The organism is [Clostridium] hylemonae DSM 15053 (genome assembly GCF_008281175.1).
Taxonomy (GTDB): Bacteria; Bacillota; Clostridia; order Lachnospirales; family Lachnospiraceae; genus Extibacter; species Extibacter hylemonae.
In genome coordinates this window covers 3,190,424-3,213,868 of the sequence record NZ_CP036524.1, presented here as the reverse complement: position 1 = coordinate 3,213,868, position 23,445 = coordinate 3,190,424, and the positions used below count along the sequence as shown (strand labels likewise).

Below are 23,445 nucleotides of genomic sequence, written 5' to 3'. Positions count from 1 at the left end.
ATAAAATATAGAGAAAAGGAGGGGTGATCGGTGATACAAAAAACAAACAACTCAGAAGTAAAAAGGCTGAACCGGAACCGCGTTTTCCGTTATATCAACAGTAAGAACAGGACTTCCATGCCGGATATTGCTGCCGCGCTTGATATGAGCGGACCTACAGTGCTGCAGATCGTAAAGGAACTGAGGGAAGCCCGCGTCGTATGTGAGGCCGGGGAATTTGAGTCGACGGGCGGCAGAAAAGCCAGGGCGCTGGCGGCGGTGAGAGATGCACGGTATGCGGTAGGAATTGAGATAACACGTCACCATATTGGTATGGTACTGACGGATATGACGGAGACTGTGCTGAAGTATGAGCGGACGCGAAAGCCTTTTGTATGTGAAGATGAATATTTTAAACAGCTTGGCGAAGCGCTGGATGAATTTCTCGGAGACGACGGGACGGTGAAAGAAAAGATCGCGGGAGTGGGGATTTCTGTTCCGTCGATCGTGGACGGCGCCGCAAACCGTATCACGTATTCAAGAGCGCTTAATCTTTATGATATAGATGGGGATGTATTTTCCCGTTACATTCCATACCCGTGTGTACTGCTGAATGATGCCAACGCGGCGGCTGTGACAGAATGTATTGCGGACAGCCAGCTTGAGAGTATGATATATCTTTCTTTGAGCAACACAGTCGGAGGGGCGGTGGTATTCCGGCAGGATCCGGCGCGTGAAGACGCCTCGGGACCGCTGAACAGCGTGTTTGAGAATATGTATATCGGGAAACACTGGCACAGCGGAGAATTCGGCCATATGGTCATACATCCCGGGGGAAAGACATGCTACTGCGGCAAAAAAGGGTGTGTGGACGCTTACTGTTCCGCGCTCTGTCTGGCAGAGCATACGGACGGCTATCTGGAGCGGTTTTTTGACAGGCTGGAAGACGAAGACGCTGAACTTATGGAAGTGTGGGAGACTTATCTGGATGACCTGGCCATTACAGTTGACAATCTGAGGATGTGTTTTGACTGTGATATCGTGCTTGGAGGGTATGTCGGAAGCTGTATCGGCCCGTATATGAAGGAGCTTCAAAAAAGAGTGGAAGAAAAAAATATCTTTGAGGGCAATGGGGAGTATGTCCGTGCCTGTAAGTACCAGAAAGCGGCATCTGCCTTGGGCGCCGCGGTATATTACATTGAAAATTTTATAAATTCTATATAGAGATACAGGGAAAAGGAGTGGAAAACTATGGACGGAATGATGAAAGTTGCGGTTATGAACGGTATCGGAGAGATGGGCTACACGGAGCGTCCCATACCGCAGGCAAAAGATGACGAAGTTGTCGTAAAGCTGGAGTATGTAGGTATCTGCGGCAGCGATATGCACTATTACGAGATGGGAAGGATCGGGGATTACATTGTGGAACCTCCGTTTGTTCTCGGACATGAGCCGGGAGGAACTGTAGTTGAGACCGGAAAGAACGTGAAGCATCTGAAGCCGGGTGACCGCGTAGCGCTGGAACCGGGTAAGACGTGCGGAAAATGCAGATTCTGCAAAGAGGGAAAGTATAACCTCTGCCCGGATGTCGTGTTTTTTGCGACACCTCCGGTTGACGGGGTATTCCAGGAGTATGTGGCACATCCCGAGGATCTGTGCTTTAAACTTCCCGACAATGTGAGCACGCTGGAAGGCGCTCTCATAGAACCGCTTGCGGTAGGCTTCCACGCGGCTAAGCAGGGGGAGGCGCACGCAGGACAGACGGCGGTCGTATTCGGAGCGGGATGTATCGGTCTTGTATCCATGATGGCCCTGAAGGCGTGCGGCGTGTCGAGAGTGTATGTAGTCGATGTGATGGAGAAACGCCTGGAGAAGGCAATGGAGTTAGGCGCAGATGGTGTGATCAACGGCAGAGAAGAGGATGTGCTTGAAAAGGCGAAGGAACTGACCGGCGGCGAAGGGTTTGACCTTGCCATCGAGACAGCCGGGACAGAGATAACGACAAATCAGGCGGTCCAGGCAGTGCGGAAAGGCTCCAATATTGTACTGGTCGGCTATGGCAAGACAGGGATGATGAATGTGATGATGAGCCTGGCGCTTGACAAAGAGGTTACATTTAAAACAGTTTTCCGCTACCGCCATATCTATCCGATGGCCATCGACGCGGTAGCTCAGGGCAAGGTGAACCTCAAAGGGATCGCCACACATATATTTGATTTTGACGATATACAGACGGCGATGGACAGAAGTGTCAACGAGAAGAGCGAGATCGTAAAAGCCGTTGTGAAGATCGCAAAGTGATCTGAAGTTTGCTAAATAAATAACATTATGCAAATTATACCAAATTGCAAAAAAAATATTGTATAACATTGCATATTGCACAAATGAGTCCTCTGGATGTATAATTATATAAATCGAATTTATAAAATCGTTTTATAAAACTATTATAAATAAGGCTGCAGCTGTAGCCGCAGCTAATATAGTATACTTTTTCGTTCAATGCGATTCTGGAGAGTAAAATATGAAAAAACGCCTGATTCAGGCGTTTTCAATAAAAATTCAGACTGTTAAAAAAAGTATACTTTTTGAACACGAGCAACGTAATAATAAGCAGAACGGTTATCAGCCGGGAGGAGGACGAAATGGGTATTATTGAAAGTATGAGACTGGACGGCAAGGCAATCTACGTGACAGGAGCCGCCAGCGGAATCGGAAAGTGCGCGGCCACGGCATTTGCAGAAGCAGGAGCCGACGTGGCTATTGTGGACATCAATCTGGAGGGAGCTGAGAAAGTAGCCAAAGAGATCGCGGAGGCCACAGGTTCCAGGACGATAGCGATCCAGTGTGATGTCACAAAGAAAGACCAGGTTGAGGCAATGGTCGCAAAAGTGGTCGATACATACGGGAAACTGGACGCCTGCTACAACAACGCCGGTATCGCGGTAAATGCTCCGGCAGAGGAGATGACATTTGAACAGTGGCAGAAAGTAATTGACATAAACCTTACAGGAGTATTTCTCTGTGCCACCGCAGCCGGAAGGGTGATGCTGAAACAGGGACATGGTTCTATCATCAACACAGCTTCCATGTCAGGACATATCGTGAATGTTCCCCAGCCGCAGTGTGCATACAATGCGTCAAAAGCGGGAGTGAGCCAGCTGACAAAATCTCTTGCGGTAGAATGGGCAAAGAAGGGCGTGCGCGTTAACTGCATAAGCCCGGGATACATAGGAACTGAGCTGATCATGAATGCAGACCATCTGAAACCACTGATCACACAGTGGAACGCAATGGCGCCGATGGGAAGACTTGGAAAGCCTGAGGAGCTCCAGTCGATCCTCGTGTACCTTGCAGGGGATACAAGTACATTTACAACAGGATCCGATATCATCGTAGACGGAGCATTTACGTGCTTCTAAAGGGTCCTAAACAGGATAGCTGATAGCAAAAGCTATAAAAATAATATATTTCAAGGAGGAAAACGTATTATGAAGAAAAAAGTGGTAAGCGTGATTCTTTGCGTGGCAATGATCGCAGCGATGGTTGTTGGATGTACGACCAAGGCACCGACTTCCGGAGGAGACGACAAGAAGGACGACGGCGAAAAAAAAGACAGCTACAAAGTTGGTATCACAATTCAGTCACTGAAGAATGACTACTGGGCAGGCGTTATGGGTAAATTGGAAGAACTGCTGAAAGAAAAAGGCTGGGATTACACATTACAGGATTGCTCTGACAATGCAGGAACACAGGTAAGCCAGGTGGAGAACTTCATTACATCAGGATGCGACATGATCATGGTTCACCCGTCTGATGCAGATGCTCTTGAAACAGTATGTCAGCAGGCAATGGATGAGGGAATCAAAGTTATGTGCTGGGATGATCCGATGGAGAACACGACAGCCAACTGGATTCTTGACAACACAGCACTTGGAAATGAGATCGGTAAAACAGCATCAGCTTTCATTAATGAGCATTATACAGCAGATAAGCCGGCTGAGGTGTGCGTTATCGGTAAACCATCTACAAAGGTTCTGTTAGAAAGAGCAAACGGTATCAAAGAAGGTCTGGAAGAGAACTGTGACAAAGGAAACTACAAGATCGTAGCAGAAGTTGATGGACTGGAAGCAAACGAAGCACAGACAAATGTTGAGTCCGTACTTCAGGCTAACCCGGACTGTACCGTATTCGTAGGAGTTGGCGCAGGCGCTATGATCGGTTCTAATGAAGCATTACTTCAGAAATTCGGCGGCGCCGGCAAGATTCCAGAAAATGTTGGCGTTATTACAACAGACGTTACAATGCAGCAGTTAGAGTCTCTTCAGGCAGGAGATGAGGCTGTAAGAGCAATCGTTGGATTTGAAGGATCAAGCACAGATACAGCAAAAGCTTGCTTGGAAATGTATGAGAGAATATTGAGCGGAGAAGATTTCTCAGGCGATAAGCATAACGTTGTAAGACCTGTTAAGGCAATAGACAAGGATAGCGTTGAAGAAATCATAAAAGGAATGTAACATCATAATAAAGATAGCGAGACGATGAGATAGAGGCGGTTAAACCCGCCTCTAAATAATATCCGCTTGACTCAGGGGGAATAATATGAACGAAGAGTATGTATTGCGGTTAGAGCATATAAGAAAAGAATACCCGGGTGTTGTAGCACTGAAAGATGTTACGTTGGAACTAAAAAAAGGTGAGATATTGGCGCTGATCGGAGAAAATGGAGCTGGTAAATCTACACTGATCAAGTGCTGCTCAGGGGCTGTTATCCCTACCTCCGGAAAGATCGTCGTGAATGGCAAAGAGTTTACAAGCATGACGCCTCAGCTTGCATCGGAGAATGGAATTGCAATTATTTATCAGGAATTTAATAATGTAAAAGAACTGTCGGCGGCGGAAAATCTGTTTTTAGGACGGCCTATCAAAAGAGGAATTGTAGTTGATAAGAAGGAGATGGAATTACAGGCAGCCAAAGCATTTGAGCAGTTACATATCAAGATTGATCCCAAAGCTTTGATGAAGAATCTTACGGTAGGTTATCAGCAGATGGTTGAGATCGCCAAAGCGATTCAGCAGAATGCGAAGATATTGATTATGGATGAACCTTCTGCACCGTTAACAAGTGCGGAAGTTGAAAGTATGTTCGAGGTGGTAGAAAGACTGAGAAAAGAAGGTATTTCTATTGTCTACATATCTCATAGATTGGAAGAGATCTACCGACTGTCTGATAGAATTCTTGTATTACGTGACGGTGAATATGTAAAGACACTGATCACAAAAGACAGTGAGGTGCAGGAGCTGATCAAGCTGATGGTAGGACGGGAGCTGACAGAAACCTATCCGCCGCGCAAAGACTGTATTGATAAGAATGAAGTGGTACTGGAACTTAAGGATATTACCGGTAACGGAGATAACAATATAAACCTGAAGGTTCATAAAGGTGAGATACTAGGTCTTGGCGGACTGGTTGGCGCAGGGCGGACAGAACTTGCAGAGGTTATCTTCGGGGCCGCGCAAAAGACAAAGGGACAGATGTTTTTCAAAGGAAAAGAAATCAATCCAAAGAGCCCGAGGGAAGCCATCGATCTTGGAATTGCGTTAGTTCCTGAAGATCGAAAACGCCACGGAGCAATGCTTGGCATATCAATTAAAAATAATATCAATATGCCAATATATGAAAAGAACTCACGTTTTAGTGTGATTAATTCCAAACTGGAGCTGAAGACGGCTAAGAGATTTGAGGAAAGTATGGCAATTAAGACACCTACGCTGAACCAGCTTGTGAAGAATTTAAGTGGTGGTAATCAGCAGAAAGTTATTTTGGCGAGATGGCTGGCGGCGGATTCTGAGCTGATCATCTTTGATGAACCGACAAGGGGTATCGATGTCGGCGCAAAGTATGAGATTTATAAACTGATGAATGATTTAGTTGAAAAAGAAGGAAAGGCAATTCTGATGATTTCTTCTGAGATGGAAGAACTGATGGGAATGTCAGACAGGATTCTAGTGCTGTCTGAAGGAGAGATGACTGGTGAACTGGAAAAAGATGAGTTCGATCAGGAGAGGATCATGGCATATGCATCAGCGGCAAGAATGGAGGGTCAGACTGTATGAAAGATAAAGTAGTATACCAGTTAAAAGATAAAGCGATTTGGGTTGTGTTTTTAGTTCTTGTTATCGCATTTACCATCGCAAATCCCAGATTTATTAACCCGAGCAATATATTTTCTCTGCTCCGTCAGGTATCCATGTACGGGATTGCTTCTATCGGTATGACGTTTGTCATCCTGCTTGGAGATATTGACCTGGCAACAGGCTCTATTATGTCATTTGTTAATATTGTCTGCGCTTACTTGATGGTGAATATGGGAGTAAATATGTGGCTTGCCATACTCGTTACACTTGTAGTGTCTACACTGATCGGTGTACTGAACGGCTTTATGGTATCCACGATCGGTATTCCGGCATTGATCGCAACCTTTGCAACGCAGACAGCATTTGCAGGATTCGCGTATATCTTGAGCGGCGGGCTTCCGATCAATGGGTTTACAGATGGTTTCCGTATCATTGGACAAGGATATGTCAGCGTTGTTCCGGTTCCGGTAATTATCATGATCGTCTGCTTTGCGGTGGGTTCATTTATTTTGAATAAAACGTATTTCGGACGCTACTTCTACGCAGTAGGAGGTAATGTGGATGCGGCAAGGTTGTCCGGTATCCGTGTAGGAAGAATCAAATACCTTGTATTTGCTATCTCGGGATTCTTTGCAGGACTTGCAGGTATCGTTATGCTGTCCCGTACAAACTCCGGTATGCCGAATGCAGGCCTTGGATATGAATTCAAGGTTATCACTTGTGTTGTATTAGGCGGCGTGTCTGTAACCGGTGGTTATGGTAAGATATCCGGTGTTGTCGCAGGTACTTTCATAATCGGTGCGCTGACAAACGGTATGGTATTGATGAACATCAATTCCTATATTCAGGACGTTGTTATGGGTGTCGTACTTGCACTTGCGGTTGGTTTCGACTGTATCCAGAAGAAGAGACAGCAAAATTAATACAATACATATATACAAAATAATTAAGCTTAAAAATCCCGGTAAATATATATTTGCCGGGGTTTTAAAGAATATGCACGTAAAACGGGCGATTGGGGGACTGTTTGTTGACATATGGCGCAATCGTAAGTAAAATAATGAGTATATAATTATAAGACAAGTGAAGGTAGCTAACATTGAATAAGAGTCAACAGATATATCATTATGTACGGACGCACCAGTCAGTTTCCAAGCAGGACATCGTTTTGGGCCTGAAATTCAGTCTGCCGACGATCACGCAGAAGCTCCAATATCTGGAGCAGATGAATCTCATAGATACGTCGAAAAAGATACAGAATACCGGGGGCCGCAATGCCACTGCATACTCCTACGTGAAGGGAGCGAGGGCTGCGATCGGTGTGTATCTTACCGGGCATCATATTAACTGCGTGGCGGTAGATCTGTCGGGCGATGTCATCGACATGACGAAGGAGCGCATTAAATTTAATTTAGAGGACGAAGATTATTTAAAAAAAATAGGTGAAGTGGTGGAGCGTATTAAAAATGATGCGGAAATCAGCGATGAGAACCTGCTCGGCGTCGGGATAGCGGTGCAGGGCCTTGTATCTGAGGACGGCGAGGTCGTGACATACGGTCTTACTCTTAACTTTACCGGAAAGACAAGGGAAGAGATAGCCAGATATATCCCGTACAACTGCAGGCTGTTCCACGATTCGAGCGCGGCAGGATACGCCGAAGTGTGGATCGACCATGAGATATGCAATGCATTTTACATCAGTCTGAGCAACAGTGTGGGCGGTGCGGTTCTGGTCGACAACAATATATATGAAGGAAATACACAAAAAAGTGGTGAGATCGGACATATGACGGTCGTTCCGGAAGGCGGAGAACAGTGCTACTGCGGTAGATACGGCTGTTTTGATACGGTGTGCCGCTCCACCAATCTGGACCAGTACACGGATGGCAATCTGGAGCTGTTTTTTGCGCTTCTTCAGTCGAAGGACAGAGAGGCGGAAAGGCTCTGGGAAAAATATCTGGACGATCTGGCGCTCGGCATCCACAATATACGCATGCTGTTTGACTCAGATATAATTCTCGGGGGATATGTAGGGGCGTATATAGAGTCATACATGGATGAGCTGTGCCGGAGGGTAGATAAGAGAACTTCCTTCAGTGACTGTGCAAAAGATTTCCTGTTCCCTTGTAAATATAAAGTGGAATCTGCGGCGGCCGGCGCGGCGATCTGCTTTATCGATGAGTTTTTTGATACTATTTAACTGCGAATTATGGAGGTATTCAAATATGAAAGCTGCGGTATATTATGGGAAACAGGATTTGAGAGTGGAAGAAGTACCGGAGAAAGAATTAAAAGACAATGAAGTTATGATAAAGGTGAAATACTGTGGAGTGTGCGGTACGGACATCCACATCTTCAATGGTGACGGAGGTTCCTTTGAAGTCACCCCTCCGTTGATACCGGGACACGAATTCTCGGGCACAGTGGCAAAGGTCGGCGCCGGCGTTACGGCCGTAAAAATCGGCGACCGTGTGAGCGGCGACCCGAATGATATGTGCGGGGAATGCTATTTCTGTAAGAATGCGATGCAGCACTTCTGCACAAACAATATCGGTCTCGGCACGACAGTGGACGGCGGCTTTGCAGAGTATGTCGTCCTCCGGGAGAAGCAGGTGTATAAGTTTTCCGACGAGCTGAGCTTTGTGGAGGCGGCAATGGCGGAACCGATATCCTGCTGTCTGCATGGCATCGACTTGTGCGGGATCAAGCAGGGCGATACGGTGCTCGTGATGGGCGGCGGCCCGATAGGCATGATCATGATGCAGCTGGCGAAGAACGCAGGGGCATCCAAGATAATCATGTCAGAGCCTGTGGAAGAAAAGCGTAAGCTTGCAGAAAAGCTCGGCGCTACGAAGACGATCGATCCGATCAGTGAGGATGTGCAGGCAGTTCTGGCAGACTACTGCGCAAATGTGGATGTGGTGATCGAATGTGTCGGCAATATACATACACAGGAAGACGCGGTCAAGTTTGCCGGGAAAGGCGCGACGGTGATGTATTTTGGACTGGCGGCGCCGGACGAAAGCTTCCCGCTGAAACCGGACGATGTGTTTAAGAAAGAGTTGAAGATCACCTCTTCCTTTATCAATCCATATACATTTGAACGGGCCATTCAGGTTCTGGAATCCAAGGCCATTGATCTGGAGAGCCTTATCACAAATATCGTTCCGCTGGATGATATTGCGGACGTATTTACCAAACCTGAATACAGAAGGACCGGTAAGGTTATGATCCAGGTGTCTTAGTCTGGAAGGACATGGACAGATCAACAGCCGGAATCAGGCGTCAGAGCCTGATTCCGGCTGTTTTACTGTCAGCGCGGCCTGTGCCGGGCTTACTCCCATTTGAAGTAGCGAAATGCTATTGCAGAGCAGAGGACGGCGATCAGAGCCATTATGATAACGGAAATCGCGGCGCTTCCGGCGTTAGAGCCTAGAGAAGCGGCTTTGAGCAGCTTTATCCCCTGTGTCAGCGGCAGCAGCCTGGCGGCTTTCTGCAGCGCATCCGGCATGACCTCATAGGGAAGTGTCGCGCCGGAAAATATGAGCATGGGAAAATATAATAAGCTTGCGATCACACCGGCCGTTTTAGTGTTGGGCGCGATGCCGCCCACCATCATGCCGATGCTGAACATGGACACGAGTACGAGTAGATATCCGCCGGCAAAAGTCAGGACGGATCCCCGGAACTCATATCCGAAGAACAGTACCGCCGCAAGATACAGAGTGAAAAGAGATGTCAGCGCGTACAGCGTATAGACGGCCACCTGGACGAACAGCAGCATGGACGGACGGACCGGGGTGACTTTATAACGCTTCAATATATTTCTGCTGCGGTAGTCTGATATGACAAGGGGCAGTCCCATGACTCCCCCGGCGCAGACTGATATCGTAGTGAGCGCGCCGAATGACTGTTCCAGAAAGGTGTATTCCGCTCCCGGAAACGCCGGTCTGCTTCCGTAAATAATACCGAGAATGATAAGTACGACAAGGGGAACGCAGATCGCGAATATAAACATATCCATTCCCCGCAGTGACAATTTCAGTTCTGTTTTCAGCATGGTTTTAAATGTTTTCATTGTACATGTCCTCCTCGTTTGTATACCACAGATAAGCGTCCTCAAATTTGCCGTAGGGGCTCTTTTCTACCGCCTCCGAAACAGTGCCGTAAAATACACTTTTTCCTTCTTTTAAAATACAGATGCGGTCGCACAGAGCTTCCACCTCGTCCATAAAATGTGAGGTGAGAAAAATAGTGAGCCCTCTTTTTTTGAGACCGGACAGTATGTTCCACACCTCCCGCCGCGCCTTTGCGTCCAGTCCGGTCGTCAGTTCGTCGAGAAAGACGACGTCCGGATCAGGGATGAGGGCAAGGACAATAAACAGACGCTGCCGCTGTCCGCCGGATAAGTCTTTGACAAGGCTCTTTTTCTTGTCGGCGATACCAAACCTTGCGAGCAGACCGAAAGGGTCGGCCGGTTTCTCATAAAGAGAGGCTGTGAGCTCACAGAGTTCTGATACGGTGATCTGTTCCTGATAATTGCTATCCTGAAACTGTACTCCTGTCTTCTCAAATAGTTTTTTCCGGTCTGATCTGGGATCTGCCCCCAGGATACGGACAGTTCCGGCGTCGGCTTTCTTTGTTCCAAGAATACATTCGATCGTTGTGGACTTCCCCGCGCCATTGGGGCCGATGAGACCGAAGACCGTGCCTCGTGGCACCGAAAGGCTCAGACTGCTGACGGCGGCCAGGCTGCCGTAGGATTTTGTGAGTTCCGTGACTTTTATTACTTCCTGCATAGTATTACCTCCTTGCTTTTTCAAAAGCAAGAATACCACACAGATAAACAGTGGTGGTTAAGTGGAGGGTTAAGAAAATGTATGTTTCATATATTGAAGTTTTTCGATCATTTTTAAGGCGTTACATTCTGCGGCTGTCAGCGAAGTGATCAGTTTGTCGCACACGGCAATGATGCCGCTGTTCTCCCTCGGCGTGTCGAGCGCTTTTTTAATATCTATCCGGGGATTTTCCGACAGCTGATTGAGCATGGACAGAATAGATTCCAGCGAATAATTTGCGCACCGCAGGGAGCGGATGATCTTCAGCCGCCTGATATCCCCGCCCGTGTATACACGGTATCCGTTTTGTCTGCGCTTTACGGTAAGCAGTCCGTTCATCTCCCAATTCCGCAGAGTATCCATGGTGATATTCAGATATTCGGAGACTTCCTTCCTTTTCATAGAGCAGGTATACTGTTCGGCCGTGCCCTTCAGGATATTCTTAACGATATCGATCGCTTCTTCCGCGTTGGCTGTTTCTGCGCGTACCTGAGCAAGATATTCTTGTGTGATCGTAAGGGCGGTGTCATAGTCGCCCGCAGCGGATACTTTCACCATCTGAACGATTTTTTTCCGAAGACCATTCTGCAGCACTTCGATCTGAAATGCCAGGCGGGCAAGCTTAAACTGTTCTACATGGATATCGGTGAAGATCCTGTAACCGTTTGACTGCCGTTCTGGTCTGGGAATAAGGCCCGACTGTTCGTATAACCGTACCGTATTTGGATGTATGCCGATCAATGCGGCGATTTCAGAAGTTCTGTATGTGTTCATGGGCGGCAGCCTCCTTTCCGGGATTTATTTTATCATAGACAGAAAGTCTGGTGTTATAGTGGAGGGTTATTTTACCATACCGTCATAAAAAAAGAAAGGATTGCGTGTAAAGTATTGACGCAATATTGGTATTGTTATACAATACCAATAATAGGAGGTGTACGGTGATGAATTATTATTTAGGAGTAGATATTGGAACATCCAGCGTGAAGTCTCTGCTCATGGATGCAGAAGGGCATGTTGCCGGGACGTCGCAGGTCGGGTACGACATTATAAAAAGCAGACCGGAGTACGCGGAGCAGGATATGGAGCAATTGTGGGAGGCTGCAAGGAAGACGATCGCCGACGTGGTGAGAAGATATCCGGAGGAAGCGGCGCAGATCAGGGGAATCAGCTATTCGGGACAGATGCACGGCCTCGTCATGACAGATGAGAACGGCAGTCTCATACGCAATGCCATTATATGGGCGGACCAGCGTTCGCAGGCAGAGATCCATAAGATCTATGATATTGTAGGAGAGGACGCGTACCGAAGCGTGGCGCTGAACTCTCTGAGCACCGGATTTCTCATCGCCTCACTTATGTGGGTGAAAGAACATGAGCCGGAAAACTATGAGAAGATACGGTATATCATGTTGCCAAAGGATTACATAAGATTCCGGATGTGCGGGGAGTACGGGACAGATATGTCAGATGCTTCAAGCGGCGCCATTTTTGACACGAAGCAGCGGCGCTGGGCGTGGGAACTGATCGACAGCCTCCGGATCGACAGGCAGATCTTTCCAACGTGTCATGAGTCGTGTGAGGTTGTGGGTACTGTGAGCCGTGCGTGTGCTGAGGCTACAGGATTAAAGTGCGGGATCAGGGTAGCCTGCGGCGGGGGCGATACACTGATGCAGGCGGTCGGCAACGGCATTATCAGTCCGGGCGTGCTGTCGGCAAACATTGGCACTGCATGCCAGATATCCGGCGGATTTAACGAGCCTCTCTACGATGAAGCGTACCGGACAAACACATTCTGCCATGTGAAGAAAGATCTGTGGATGCTGATGGGAGCCCACTTAAGCGGCGGTGTTGCCATGAAGTGGCTTATGAATCAGATCTTATATATGGATACATTTGATGAGATGACCGCGCTGGCCTCTAAGGCGCCGGCAGGAAGTGAAGGACTCTTATTTCTCCCATATCTGAGCGGCGAGCGGACGCCATATAATGACCCGGACGCAAAAGGGATCTATTTCGGCATGACGCTCCGTCACGGCAGGGAGCATATGATCAGGAGCACGATGGAAGGGATCGTATTCGGCCTGCGCACGTCAATTGAGATATTCAAGGGCCTCGGTATTGAATACAGCAAGATCATCGCATCCGGAGGCGGCGCCAGAGGACAGCTGTTCCTGGAGATGCAGGCGGATATATTTGACTGTGATATCTACACTAACGTCGGAAATGAGCAGGCAGGGATCGGAGCGGCCATAACGGCGGCCGTCGCGTGCGGTGAATACGCAGATTATGAGGAGGCGTGCGCCCGGCTTGTACGCATGAAGGATACGGTCGTGACACCGAACCGCGAGAACCAGAAATATTATGAGGAACAGTTTGCGGTGTACAGAGAACTGTATGGACACAACAAAGATTTGTTTCATATGAAAGGATCGTACGGAGAGGGCATGTGATGAAGATATTTCAGAAAGGCTTTAACTATTCCCAGGACGGAAGCGGCAACCGGCTCGTCTATCATCTTCAGGGCTGCAATATGAAATGTCCGTGGTGCGCCAATCCGGAGGGGATGAGACCGGAAGGCGTGATCATGGCAGACAGTGAGTGGCTGCTGGAGACTGTCTGCCCTCACGGGGCGGTTAAGGGGACGCAGGTGGACAGAGAAGTGTGCCGCACGTGTGAAAAGAAGGAGTGCGTCACAGAACATAAGACAAAAGGGATGTACCTTTCTTATGAGGAGGAGACGCCGGAGGAGGTGTTCCGGGAAGCCTGCGCGGGCGAGCTGATGTTTTATGACGGCGGAGGTGTGACTTTTACCGGAGGGGAAGCGACCTTGCAGTACGATGAACTGGAAAAGGCGCTGCGGATGCTGAAAGAGTACGGCATCAATACGGCGGTCGAGACAAATGGGACACATCCCGCGCTGGCGGGATTATTTCCATATATCGACGAGCTTATCATAGACTGCAAGCATTGTTCGGATACAAAGCATACGGCGTACACGGGTATTCCGTGCGGCGGTATCCTGCACAACATAAGGGAAGCGGCGGCCCGCCATCCGAAGGTCCACGTGCGCGTTCCGCTGATTGGAGGGGTAAACGACGGGGAGGACGACCTCGAAGCATTTCTGGAATTCTTCAGCGGGATCAGAGGAGATAATGTGACGTTCGAGGTGCTGGCATATCACGAGTTCGGCAGAAAGAAATGGGAAGCGTGCGGGTGGAAATATGAAATGACACGGAATGCGTTTGTGAAGGATGAGGTGCTCAAAGGATTCCGGAAAGCGGTCGCAGAGTCGGGATGCCGTTATAAAAAGACGTAGCAGAGCCGGCCAAGAACTAATAAATAACGTGTGATTCATTAGAAGGAGAATAACAGTTATGAGAATTGAAAAGATATTAGACGCCGGAGAGCTTACCGAGCTGGCAAAGAAAAGATTTCAGGAAGAGCGGGGAGTGGACCATCTGGAGGGATGGTTTCTGGCGAAAGAAATTATGCGGGAGTGTGACAGCAAATATAAGGAGGAGCCGGACTGTATACGGACCGCAAAGACGCTCGCTGCAGTTGCGGAAAAGCTCCCTCTGTGGCTCAGTGATCACCAGGTATTCGCGGGGACGCAGGACGATGCGTTTGCCAGATCCTATGCGCTTATAAACCCCGCGTTTTCTGTGGACTCTTTCACCGGATACTGCGACCCTGTGGCTGTGTTCGGAGATATCGATCCTGCCGGTGACATTACCCGGGAGCGCATAGAGGAGCTGAAGGAATATAATACAAAGACAGCGTTCTCCAGGGCGCTTTGCAGTGCATATGACAAGGCGGGAGACGATACAAGTGAAGCGATCTACTTTATCGAACAGGTGACAGGTCATCTCATACCGGACATGCGCCCGGTGCTCAGGATCGGAGTGGAAGGGCTGAAAAGGCGCATTGATGAGCAGCGCGGGAAGGAAACCGATGTTCAGAAGCTGGCCTATTATGAGGCGATGGACACTGCGCTCGGCGCGGTGCTCGTGATCGCTGAAAGATATGCCGCTCTGGCGGAGGAAAAGGCAGCGGCGGCAGCAGGAAAGGACCGGGAACGATTTCTCTTAATGGCGGAAACACTTAAGAATGTACCTTTGCATGGCGCCTGCAACCTCTATGAAGCGATACAGTCCTTTCTTCTCATGTGGCAGGTGATGTGTCTGGAACAGACGCCGAATCCGTATGCATTTTCAGTGGGGAACGCGGACCGTATTTTTGAACCGTACCGGCTGGCGGAGAACACAGACCGGGAGATGGCGGCAGCGCTTCTGAAGCATCTCCTTGTATTTTACAACGTGGCGGACAGGAGCTGGGCCATCTCCCAGAACCTGATCATCGGCGGCAAGTCGAACACAGGGGAGGATATGACAAACGTTACGTCCTACGCGCTTCTTGACGCATACTACGACATGAATCTGCCCCAGCCCATTCTGTCTGTGAAACTGCATAAGAACACGCCGAATGAGCTGTATGAGAGTCTCGGCAGATTCCTGTTTACGCCCGGATGCCTGACACCGTCTTTCTTTAATGATGATTCTGTATTTGAAATATTAAGAGAGAAAAACAAGGTAGATCCGGAGGATCTGGAAGACTATTCAGTGGCGGGATGCCAGGAACCTCTGATCATGGGGAAAGACAACGGCAATACGACAAACAGCTGGCTGAATATGGCAAAGGTGCTGGAATTGTCTCTGAACGGCGGCGTCTCAACGATATCCGGAAAGAAATTCGGCAGAAGCAGTGAGGAATTTGGATATCATACAGACCTTGAACTGCTCCAGAATATACGTACGGTCTTTTATGAAAATCTGGAACTGTATGTGGATAGGATGACTGCGTGTGCGAACGCGGCCTCGGGGGCTGTCTCTCTGCTCCAGGTGCCGTTTTTGTCCACGCTGATGGGCGGAATTGAAAGCGGGATCGACGTGAGGGATACGAAGGCGCAGGGAACGAAGTATAATGGCAGCGGCTGTCTCATCCATGGTCTTTCCGTTGTGGCAGACTCTTTTGCGGCCATCGACACACTGCTTGCAGAACGGCCGGAGGATGCGGGCAGGATGCTGGAAGCGCTGCGGGATAATTTTGAGCACGACCCGGAGATGCGGCAGTATCTTATGAAGGCAGAAAAGTACGGAAACAACATTGCAAAAGTGGATGATGAGGCGGCGGAAATAGCAGGGAGAGTGAGCGACCTTGTGGCGTCCAGAAAGAATTATCTCGGCAATCCGTTCCGGGCCGACTGGGCGTCACCGTCCACACACCTTCTGTACGGATACTGGGTCGGGGCGACACCGGACGGAAGGAAAGCAAGAGAACAGCTCGGCTACGGCATCGATCCGCTGTACGGTGAGGCACATTCCGGGCTCGGCTTCCGGATGCTGTCCAATATGAAACTTCCATTCGACAAGATGAACGGAGGCTGCGCCTCTCATCTCGGCGTCAATCCGAATTATTTTAAGGCGGAGACCTTTGAAGGAAAAGGGCTCGAGTTCAAAGATAAGATAATAGCGCCGCTTTTTTATAATCCAAAGAAGGAAGGCATCGCACCGTTCTATCTGTATGTAAATGTGACAACGCCGGAAATGCTCAGGAAGGTGCTTGACAACCCGAAGAAATATGCGCCGGGCGGGGTGTATATCATGAGAATACACGGTACGTTTGTCAATTTCCTGGATCTGTCGCCGGATATTCAGGAAGATATCATCAAACGTCTGGACATGGAATCTACAAGCATGTAGGATAGAGGTATTATGGGAAATGAGAATTTATATGAGACAGTAAAGAACAGAATCTGTAATGAAATATTTGAAGGGCATTATGAGGATGGCGACCGGATACCGCCTGAGCGGGAGCTGGAAGAGCTGCTTGGCGTAAGCCGTGTCACGGTGAGAAAGTCGCTGGAGCTTCTGGAGGAAGAAGGCCTTGTTGTACGGGAAGTAGGGAGAGGTACGACAGTTACGCTTCGCAATGCAGGGAACAGAAGCGAGCTGGATATGGTGGTTCTCATCGCCCCGGCCCAGAATCCGTTCTTTTCAGAATTTATCGCCCGGTTCCAGAACTATGCCGAGACAAAGGGAGCGCTCCTGCTTTACGTGGAAAAGCCGCGCACAGAGGAGCTGGAGCGCTGTCTGTACAGACTGTATAAAAGGGGACTGCGCAATGTGGTCGTCTGGCTGGAAGATATGACGGCCGACCCGGATAAGCTTAGGAGGCTGCGCTCGCTTGGGATGAATCTCGTGTTCTTTGATTCCGACAAAGGACTTCCGTATGCGGACTGCGTGGCGCTGGACAACAGACTGGCAGTACAGACATTGTATGAAGAGCTTGTGAGACAGGGATATAAAGACATCGCGTATATAGGTTGGGATCTGCAGGAGGCGTACAGCATACGTACGCGCCGGCAGGCGTACAAAGAGGCGGCCGGGCCGGCGGCCCGGCTTCTGTGCCTGCCGTGGAAGGATGCAGAGAAAAGTGAAGCCATGCTGGGCCGGCTGATGACACCGGCAGACGCGCAGCCCGATGCCGTTATATGCAGTGACAGAGAGAGCGGAGAGCTGACAGTGGAGACCTTTCGGAAATCCCATGCGGCTGTCAAGATCGCGGCAGTAGATGAGCTGGCCAAAAGCGACAGGGCAGAGGTCATTATGTACAGACAGGACCTGTATGCAGCGGTGGAGCGCATATTTACCTGTCTTCAGGATCAATGCACTATGGAGGGCAGATGGACGGCAAAGCTTTATCTTATCAGAGGGATACTGGAGCAGGGCCCTTCTGTCTTACCTTAAAGCATGGCGATCGTCTTACCGCCGAACACAGATTTCCAGTCGGCATCAAAGGCATCCACTGCGCTCAGGATGTGCGGCTGGGTGAGTATCCCCTCCAGAATGGACGGATCCATCGTTGCCGTCTGGGCGCCTGCCAGAAAAGCACGGTCTACCTGTCCGGCATTTTTAAAGCTTGCGGCCAGTATTTGAGACGGGTAGCCGTAACGTTCGATCATTTCCGCCAGAGAGGCAATGACATCGTCCGCGTCTATGCCCATATTTTCCATACGGTTGTAGTAGGGGGCGATGCAGTCTGCGCCTGCCTCCATTGCAAGAAATCCCTGCTGTCTGCTGTAGACCGCGGTGGCGGTGGTGCGGATCTTGAGCGCCTTCATCCGCTTGATGGCGCGGATGCCTTCCAGAGTAACGGGAACCTTGACGTACACGTTAGGATCTACATGCTCCAGAATGGCGTCGGCGTCTCTGAGCATTCCGTCGGTATCGAGAGCCGTCACCTGGATGTGGAACGGACTTTCCGGTCCGATCACAGAACGGATCTCTCTCATGTGGCGGAAGAAATCAATGCTGCCTTCTTTTTTTACGATAGATGGGTTGGATGTTACGCCTGCGATCGGAAAGATATCGCAGTAGTGTGTGATATCCTTAAGATTTGCGGTGTCTAACAGATATTTCATAAAAGCCTCCTCTTATATTATCATATATGCGCCCGCATGCCGGGCGCGGCTTGTCATGCTATTGTCACGATGATCCCCTGTCCCTCGAGATAGGATTTCTCTTCCGGCGGAATGTCTCCGTCGGTGATCACCTCATATACATCTTTTAAGTCAAGGAAAGCGACGGAACCGGGCTGGCTGAACTTTTCGGAGCCGGCCAGCACATAAGTATGCTCTGCGGAACCGGTCATGGAGCTTAAGGTATCGGAACGTATCAGATCGTCCCCCGTAAATCCCGAAGTGCGGGAATATCCGTCTGTCCCGACAAATATTTTGTCTACGTGAAAATTGCCGGCCGCGCTTTTGGTAAGCGGCCCTACCAGTGACTGGCCATGAGGCTGGAGCGTGCCGCCAAGTACGATAAGCTGTATATTCGTGTACCCTTTCAGGTAATTCGCCAGGTAAAAGGAATTGGTGATGATCGTGACATTCTTTTTGGATTTTGCCAGTTCATCGGCAAAAAGCGCGCAGGTGGAGCCGGATTCAATGATCAGTGTCTCTCCGTCCTGGACGGAAGAGGCGGCCCGGCGCGCGATCTTCTGCTTGTTATTATAATGGAGCGCCATCCGGTAATTGATATCTCCCGGGTCGTTCGGGACAGCGTATCCGCGTTCCCGTTTCAGCATACCGCGTTCAGCCAGGTAATCTAAATCCTTTCGTACTGTGACCTTTGATGTGTTAAGATGCTCGGCAAGTATATTTACTTCTGTTTTTCCGTGCTCTGTGATGTACTCCAGAAGCGCAGTGTGCCGCTCCCTCATAGATATCCCTCCTGACCGGTGATCACTCTTCTTTGAATCATTAGTATACTAGCATATAAAACAGGTTATGTCAAGTTGAATGGTTTCGTACGAAAGTAAATTAATTTCTTAAGTTTACTTTTTCTATATCGTATGGTATAATAAGCGCAATGAGCCGGATGTATCATCTGTCCGGACGGAACAAGGAGGAAAATTGTGGATAAATACCTGATCGCCCATGATCTGGGGACGTCAAGCAACAAAGCTTCACTGTTCTCCACAGAGGGCAGGCTCATAAAGAGTTACACGGTACCTTACGATGTCCGGTTTTTCCAGAAGAACTGTGCGGAGCAGAATCCTCTTGACTGGTGGAACGCAGTCTGCACGGCGACGAGGAAGATCGTGGACGGCATCTGTCCAGAGGACGTACTTAGCCTTTCGTTCTCCTCGCAGATGCAGGCATGTGTGATCGTGGACCGGCAGGGCAATGCGCTCAGACCTGCCATGATATGGGCGGACTTAAGGGCAGAGGAGCAGGCGCGGCAGCTTATAGAACGGGTCGGGGCCGAACGGATGTATGAGCTGAACGGACACCGGGCGAGCGCAAGTTACAGCATTGAGAAGCTCATGTGGATCCGCGACAATGAGCCAGAGTTGTACGGCCGGACTTACAAGATGCTGCTGGCAAAGGATTACATCATCTGCAGACTGACAGGAAACTTTGTGACCGATCACTCCGAGGCGTCGGGCACAGATGCCTTTGACCTGAGAAACCGCAGGTGGTCGGAGGAGATACTGAGCGCGGCAGAGATCGAGATGGAAAAGATGCCGGAACTTAACGCGTCCACAGACGTAGTCGGACAACTGCTGCCGGAGGCAGCGCAGGCGCTCGGACTTAAGAAGGAGACCAGGGTCGTGTGCGGAGGCGGGGACGGCCCGTGTTCGGCGCTTGGCGCCGGCAGTATCGAAAAGGGACAGATGTTTCTCTCCTTTGGCACGTCCGCGTGGATCGCGGGGACTTCTGAAGAAGTATTTCTGGATAAGGAGAAGACACTGATCTGTTTTGGACACGTCATACCCGGAAAATATATGCCGTGCGGGACGATGCAGGCGGCGGGGAGCTCCTACTCCTACATACGGAAAACGCTCTGCAGGGAAGAGGAAAGGCGGGCGCAGGATGAAGGAATACCGGTATATGATATATTGAACCGGCTCGTCACAGATTCGCCGGCCGGCGCCAGAGGGCTCGTATTTCTGCCTTATATGCTCGGGGAACGGAGTCCGAGATGGAATCCAGATACGTCGGGAAGCTTTCTCGGTATCAAAATGGAACATGAGAAGTGCGACTACATCCGGGCGGTGCTGGAAGGGGTCGCCATGAATCTGGATCTGATCCTGAAGGCGCACAGAGAGTATACGCATGTGGAGGAGCTTGTGCTGACGGGCGGCGGGGCGAAAGGTGATGTCCTCGCCCAGATCCTGTCGGACGTTCTGGGCGTTGCGCTGCGCCGGCTTGATTACGTTGAGACGGCCACATCGGTGGCAGCGGCAGTCATCGCCGGCGTCGGCGTGGGTGTGTTTGAAGACTTTTCCGTCATACACCAGTTTGTGAAGCCGGAGCGTTCCTTTTACCCGGACAGAAATAACAGAGACGTCTACGCGAGGCAGAAAGCGCTGTTCGAGGAAGGCTATAACTGCCTTCGGTCATACTATGAGCTGGAAACAGGTTTTGGAAAACAAAGTACAAAATAAGTCAGGAGGAATAATTATGCCGTTATATTATTTGGCAGTGGACATCGGCGCGTCCAGCGGACGCCACATCCTTGGAAGCGTGGAGAACGGAAAGATCGTGCTGGAAGAGGTATACCGTTTTGAAAATGGTATGATAAAAAAAGATGGGCATCTCTGCTGGGATCATGAGAAGCTGTTTGAACATATTAAAAATGGGATCAAAAAATGCGGGGAGATCGGGAAGATACCGGTCAGCATGGGTATCGATACATGGGGAGTGGACTATGTTCTTCTCGATGAGCATGACCGGGTACTTGGCAACATGACAGGCTACAGAGACAAACGCACCGACGGTATGGACAAAGAGGTGTATAAAATTATTCCGGAGAGGGAGCTGTACGAAAGAACCGGAATTGAAAAGATGATGTTCAACACGATCTTCCAGCTGATGGCTGAGAAGAAATTCAGCCCGGAATATATGGAGCAGGCAAAAGCGCTGTTGTTTGTGCCTGATTTCTTCCATTTTCTGCTGACCGGAGAGAAGGTAAACGAGTACACGGAGGCCACAACGGCCCAGCTCGTCAACGCACAGAAGAGAGACTGGGACTATGAACTTATAGAAAAGCTCGGGTTTAACAGCGGCATGTTCCAGCGCATGGCCATGCCGGGGGAGAAGCTTGGGACGCTCCGGCCCGCGCTTGTGGAAGAATTCGGGTTTGATATGGATGTTGTCCTTCCGTGCAGCCACGATACAGGCTCTGCCATTCTGGCCGTTCCGGCCACGGATGACGACTACGCTTTCATCAGTTCGGGCACCTGGTCTCTGCTCGGCATTGAGCGGGATATGCCGGACTGTTCGGAGACGAGCCGGATCAATGATTTCACGAACGAAGGCGGATATGATTCAAAAATCTGTTATCTGCGCAACATCATGGGGCTCTGGATGATCCAGTCTGTAAGGCATGATCTGGATGATAAGTACAGCTTCGCCGAGATATGCAGCCAGGCGGCTGAGGCGGCGGATTTCCCGTCCAGAGTAGACGTGACGGACAACTGCTTTATGGCGCCGGACAATATGACAGAAGAGATAAAGGACTACTGCCGCAGAACAGGCCAGCAGGTGCCCGAGACGCTTGGAGAGACGGCTGCCTGTGTGTACGCAAGCCTCGCGGAGTGTTATGACCGGACGATCAAAGGGATCGAAGCGTCCACCGGAAGAACGTACAGCAGGATACATATCGTCGGAGGCGGAGGCAATGCGGACTATCTGAACGAACTGACGGCCAGAGCCACCGGCAAAGAGGTGCACGTCGGCCCGACGGAGGGGACCGCCATCGGAAATATTGCGGCGCAGATGATCTGCCGCGGTGAATTTTCCGGCAAGGAAGAGGCAAGAGGAATGATCCACAGATCCTTTGATATAAAAGTGTATCACTGACCTGCACAGTAGATCTGGCAGGTCTGGTAATAAAAAAACTCTGAAGGAGGAAAGAAAAATGAAACATGGTATCTATTATGCATACTGGGAACAAGAATGGGCGGCCGACTACAAGCGCTATGTTGAAAAGGTGGCAAAGCTTGGGTTTGACATTCTGGAGATCGGCGCTGGGCCGCTGCCGGAATACGCAGAGCAGGATGTGAAGGAACTGAAGAAATGTGCGCAGGACAATGGGATCACGCTGACGGCCGGATATGGTCCGACGTTCAACCACAATATCGGTTCTTCAGACGCCGGGGTAAGGGAAGAGGCGCTGGAATGGTATAAGAGGTTATTTGAAGTGCTGGCAGAGCTTGATATCCACCTGATCGGAGGGGCGCTCTATTCTTACTGGCCTGTCGATTTTGCAAACGCCGATAAAACGGAAGACTGGAAGTGGAGTGTAGAGGGCATGCAGAGGCTGGCGCCGGCCGCGGCCAAATATGACATCAACCTGGGCATGGAAGTTCTGAACCGGTTTGAGAGCCATATCCTGAATACAGCCGAGGAAGGTGTGAAGTTTGTAGAGGAAGTCGGCATGGACAACGTAAAGGTCATGCTGGATACATTCCATATGAATATAGAAGAGCAAAGCATAGGCGGCGCGATCCGCCGGGCAGGAAAACTGCTCGGGCATTTCCACACCGGAGAATGCAACCGCATGGTGCCCGGGAAGGGACGTATTCCATGGCGTGAGATAGGGGATGCTCTCCGTGATATCGGATATGACGGAACTGCTGTAATGGAGCCGTTCGTTCGCATGGGAGGACAGGTCGGCGCTGATATCAAGGTGTGGAGAGACATAAGCCGTGGAGCAGACGAGGCACAGCTTGACGATGACGCGCGCCGTGCGCTGGAGTTCCAGAGATATATGCTGGAGTGGAAGTAAATTTAGAAGTGATTGGGATTGACAGAAGTTTGTCAGTGGTTTAAAATATAAATAAGTTTTATAAAATGATTTTACATAATGTCGATTGAAAATTCCGGGGCGGATACGAGGGTGGATCACCCGCGTATCCGTCTGTC

General features: G+C 49.8%; 20 protein-coding genes. 15 read left to right on the top strand and 5 right to left on the bottom strand.

Features of this window, described 5'->3' with window-relative positions:
- The first annotated feature begins 30 nt into the window (after positions 1 to 30).
- The 8 genes from LAJLEIBI_RS15185 to LAJLEIBI_RS15150 all read left to right on the top strand — a co-directional run bounded on the left by LAJLEIBI_RS15185 (position 31) and on the right by LAJLEIBI_RS15150 (position 9,359).
- Positions 31 to 1,203 (top strand): ROK family transcriptional regulator, encoded by a 1,173-nt coding sequence (locus tag LAJLEIBI_RS15185; RefSeq protein WP_040434995.1) that lies wholly within the window; start codon positions 31 to 33, stop codon positions 1,201 to 1,203.
- A 27-nt stretch (positions 1,204 to 1,230) separates the two neighbouring features.
- A complete protein-coding gene (locus LAJLEIBI_RS15180) occupies positions 1,231 to 2,280 on the top strand; it encodes an NAD(P)-dependent alcohol dehydrogenase (protein ID WP_006443004.1) in 1,050 nt (349 codons plus the stop codon).
- A gap of 341 nt (positions 2,281 to 2,621) precedes the next feature.
- Positions 2,622 to 3,398: an SDR family oxidoreductase gene (locus LAJLEIBI_RS15175; RefSeq protein ID WP_006443002.1), complete on the top strand. Its 777-nt coding sequence runs from the start codon at positions 2,622 to 2,624 to the stop codon at positions 3,396 to 3,398.
- A gap of 69 nt (positions 3,399 to 3,467) precedes the next feature.
- A complete protein-coding gene (locus LAJLEIBI_RS15170) occupies positions 3,468 to 4,493 on the top strand; it encodes a sugar ABC transporter substrate-binding protein (protein WP_006443001.1) in 1,026 nt (341 codons plus the stop codon).
- Positions 4,494 to 4,578: 85 nt separating this feature from the next.
- A complete protein-coding gene (locus LAJLEIBI_RS15165; RefSeq protein ID WP_006443000.1) occupies positions 4,579 to 6,093 on the top strand; it encodes a sugar ABC transporter ATP-binding protein in 1,515 nt (504 codons plus the stop codon).
- Complete coding sequence (locus LAJLEIBI_RS15160) at positions 6,090 to 7,037, top strand: ABC transporter permease (protein ID WP_006442999.1); 948 nt, start codon at positions 6,090 to 6,092, stop codon at positions 7,035 to 7,037. The genes LAJLEIBI_RS15165 and LAJLEIBI_RS15160 overlap by 4 nt, the downstream gene beginning before the upstream one ends.
- A gap of 245 nt (positions 7,038 to 7,282) precedes the next feature.
- Positions 7,283 to 8,314, top strand: coding sequence for an ROK family protein (locus LAJLEIBI_RS15155; protein WP_242654909.1), 1,032 nt, complete (start codon positions 7,283 to 7,285; stop codon positions 8,312 to 8,314).
- Positions 8,315 to 8,339: 25 nt separating this feature from the next.
- A complete protein-coding gene (locus tag LAJLEIBI_RS15150) occupies positions 8,340 to 9,359 on the top strand; it encodes a zinc-dependent alcohol dehydrogenase family protein (RefSeq protein ID WP_006442997.1) in 1,020 nt (339 codons plus the stop codon).
- Between the two features lie 89 nt (positions 9,360 to 9,448).
- On the opposite strand, the gene LAJLEIBI_RS15145 is transcribed toward LAJLEIBI_RS15150, so the two are convergent.
- The 3 genes from LAJLEIBI_RS15145 to LAJLEIBI_RS15135 form a co-directional block, all read right to left on the bottom strand.
- On the bottom strand, positions 9,449 to 10,192 hold the full coding sequence (locus LAJLEIBI_RS15145) for an ABC transporter permease (protein WP_006442996.1): 744 nt from the start codon (positions 10,190 to 10,192) through the stop codon (positions 9,449 to 9,451).
- Complete coding sequence (locus LAJLEIBI_RS15140) at positions 10,179 to 10,913, bottom strand: ABC transporter ATP-binding protein (RefSeq protein WP_040434994.1); 735 nt, start codon at positions 10,911 to 10,913, stop codon at positions 10,179 to 10,181. The genes LAJLEIBI_RS15145 and LAJLEIBI_RS15140 overlap by 14 nt, the downstream gene beginning before the upstream one ends.
- 69 nt (positions 10,914 to 10,982) lie before the next feature.
- A complete protein-coding gene (locus tag LAJLEIBI_RS15135) occupies positions 10,983 to 11,726 on the bottom strand; it encodes a MerR family transcriptional regulator (protein WP_006442994.1) in 744 nt (247 codons plus the stop codon).
- Positions 11,727 to 11,893: 167 nt separating this feature from the next.
- On the opposite strand from LAJLEIBI_RS15135, the gene xylB (LAJLEIBI_RS15130) reads away from it, so the two are divergent.
- Genes xylB (LAJLEIBI_RS15130) through LAJLEIBI_RS15115 form a run of 4 tightly spaced genes read left to right on the top strand, consistent with a single transcriptional unit; the run spans position 11,894 to position 17,758 of the window.
- A complete protein-coding gene (gene xylB, locus LAJLEIBI_RS15130) occupies positions 11,894 to 13,402 on the top strand; it encodes a xylulokinase (protein ID WP_006442993.1) in 1,509 nt (502 codons plus the stop codon).
- The gene (locus LAJLEIBI_RS15125; protein WP_006442992.1) at positions 13,402 to 14,268 is read left to right on the top strand and encodes a glycyl-radical enzyme activating protein; all 867 of its coding nucleotides are present in this window, start codon (positions 13,402 to 13,404) and stop codon (positions 14,266 to 14,268) included. Before xylB (LAJLEIBI_RS15130) ends, LAJLEIBI_RS15125 begins: the two co-directional genes overlap by 1 nt.
- 58 nt (positions 14,269 to 14,326) lie before the next feature.
- Positions 14,327 to 16,711 (top strand): pyruvate formate lyase family protein, encoded by a 2,385-nt coding sequence (locus tag LAJLEIBI_RS15120; RefSeq protein WP_006442991.1) that lies wholly within the window; start codon positions 14,327 to 14,329, stop codon positions 16,709 to 16,711.
- 12 nt (positions 16,712 to 16,723) lie between these two features.
- Positions 16,724 to 17,758, top strand: a complete 1,035-nt coding sequence (locus LAJLEIBI_RS15115) for a GntR family transcriptional regulator (RefSeq protein ID WP_006442990.1) — start codon at positions 16,724 to 16,726, stop codon at positions 17,756 to 17,758.
- Here LAJLEIBI_RS15115 and LAJLEIBI_RS15110 read toward each other — a convergent pair.
- Positions 17,755 to 18,432, bottom strand: coding sequence for a fructose-6-phosphate aldolase (locus tag LAJLEIBI_RS15110; protein ID WP_006442989.1), 678 nt, complete (start codon positions 18,430 to 18,432; stop codon positions 17,755 to 17,757). The genes LAJLEIBI_RS15115 and LAJLEIBI_RS15110 overlap by 4 nt on opposite strands.
- Before the next feature lie 53 nt (positions 18,433 to 18,485).
- Positions 18,486 to 19,232 carry a DeoR/GlpR family DNA-binding transcription regulator gene (locus LAJLEIBI_RS15105; RefSeq protein WP_006442988.1) on the bottom strand — a complete coding sequence of 249 codons (747 nt, stop codon included), beginning with the start codon at positions 19,230 to 19,232 and terminating at the stop codon, positions 18,486 to 18,488.
- A 195-nt stretch (positions 19,233 to 19,427) separates the two neighbouring features.
- Here LAJLEIBI_RS15105 and xylB (LAJLEIBI_RS15100) point away from each other — a divergent pair, with 195 nt between their 5' ends.
- Genes xylB (LAJLEIBI_RS15100) through LAJLEIBI_RS15090 form a run of 3 tightly spaced genes read left to right on the top strand, consistent with a single transcriptional unit; the run spans position 19,428 to position 23,308 of the window.
- On the top strand, positions 19,428 to 20,963 hold the full coding sequence (gene xylB, locus LAJLEIBI_RS15100) for a xylulokinase (protein WP_006442987.1): 1,536 nt from the start codon (positions 19,428 to 19,430) through the stop codon (positions 20,961 to 20,963).
- 16 nt (positions 20,964 to 20,979) lie between these two features.
- Positions 20,980 to 22,380, top strand: a complete 1,401-nt coding sequence (locus LAJLEIBI_RS15095) for a rhamnulokinase (RefSeq protein ID WP_040434991.1) — start codon at positions 20,980 to 20,982, stop codon at positions 22,378 to 22,380.
- Positions 22,381 to 22,438: 58 nt separating this feature from the next.
- Positions 22,439 to 23,308: a D-psicose 3-epimerase gene (locus LAJLEIBI_RS15090; protein ID WP_006442985.1), complete on the top strand. Its 870-nt coding sequence runs from the start codon at positions 22,439 to 22,441 to the stop codon at positions 23,306 to 23,308.
- Positions 23,309 to 23,445: the final 137 nt, after the last annotated feature.

Excerpts from the sequence above, each read along its gene's own strand:
- LAJLEIBI_RS15135 (WP_006442994.1), bottom strand. The coding sequence starts at position 11,726 with ATGAACACATACAGAACTTCTGAAATCGCCGCATTGATCGGCATACAT.
- LAJLEIBI_RS15180 (WP_006443004.1), top strand. The coding sequence starts at position 1,231 with ATGGACGGAATGATGAAAGTTGCGGTTATGAACGGTATCGGAGAGATG.
- LAJLEIBI_RS15110 (WP_006442989.1), bottom strand. The coding sequence starts at position 18,432 with ATGAAATATCTGTTAGACACCGCAAATCTTAAGGATATCACACACTAC.
- LAJLEIBI_RS15105 (WP_006442988.1), bottom strand. The coding sequence starts at position 19,232 with ATGAGGGAGCGGCACACTGCGCTTCTGGAGTACATCACAGAGCACGGA.
- LAJLEIBI_RS15115 (WP_006442990.1), top strand. The coding sequence starts at position 16,724 with ATGGGAAATGAGAATTTATATGAGACAGTAAAGAACAGAATCTGTAAT.
- LAJLEIBI_RS15125 (WP_006442992.1), top strand. The coding sequence starts at position 13,402 with ATGAAGATATTTCAGAAAGGCTTTAACTATTCCCAGGACGGAAGCGGC.
- LAJLEIBI_RS15095 (WP_040434991.1), top strand. The coding sequence starts at position 20,980 with ATGCCGTTATATTATTTGGCAGTGGACATCGGCGCGTCCAGCGGACGC.
- LAJLEIBI_RS15090 (WP_006442985.1), top strand. The coding sequence starts at position 22,439 with ATGAAACATGGTATCTATTATGCATACTGGGAACAAGAATGGGCGGCC.
- LAJLEIBI_RS15150 (WP_006442997.1), top strand. The coding sequence starts at position 8,340 with ATGAAAGCTGCGGTATATTATGGGAAACAGGATTTGAGAGTGGAAGAA.
- LAJLEIBI_RS15165 (WP_006443000.1), top strand. The coding sequence starts at position 4,579 with ATGAACGAAGAGTATGTATTGCGGTTAGAGCATATAAGAAAAGAATAC.
- LAJLEIBI_RS15170 (WP_006443001.1), top strand. The coding sequence starts at position 3,468 with ATGAAGAAAAAAGTGGTAAGCGTGATTCTTTGCGTGGCAATGATCGCA.
- LAJLEIBI_RS15160 (WP_006442999.1), top strand. The coding sequence starts at position 6,090 with ATGAAAGATAAAGTAGTATACCAGTTAAAAGATAAAGCGATTTGGGTT.
- LAJLEIBI_RS15175 (WP_006443002.1), top strand. The coding sequence starts at position 2,622 with ATGGGTATTATTGAAAGTATGAGACTGGACGGCAAGGCAATCTACGTG.
- xylB (WP_006442993.1), top strand. The coding sequence starts at position 11,894 with ATGAATTATTATTTAGGAGTAGATATTGGAACATCCAGCGTGAAGTCT.
- LAJLEIBI_RS15140 (WP_040434994.1), bottom strand. The coding sequence starts at position 10,913 with ATGCAGGAAGTAATAAAAGTCACGGAACTCACAAAATCCTACGGCAGC.
- LAJLEIBI_RS15145 (WP_006442996.1), bottom strand. The coding sequence starts at position 10,192 with ATGAAAACATTTAAAACCATGCTGAAAACAGAACTGAAATTGTCACTG.
- LAJLEIBI_RS15120 (WP_006442991.1), top strand. The coding sequence starts at position 14,327 with ATGAGAATTGAAAAGATATTAGACGCCGGAGAGCTTACCGAGCTGGCA.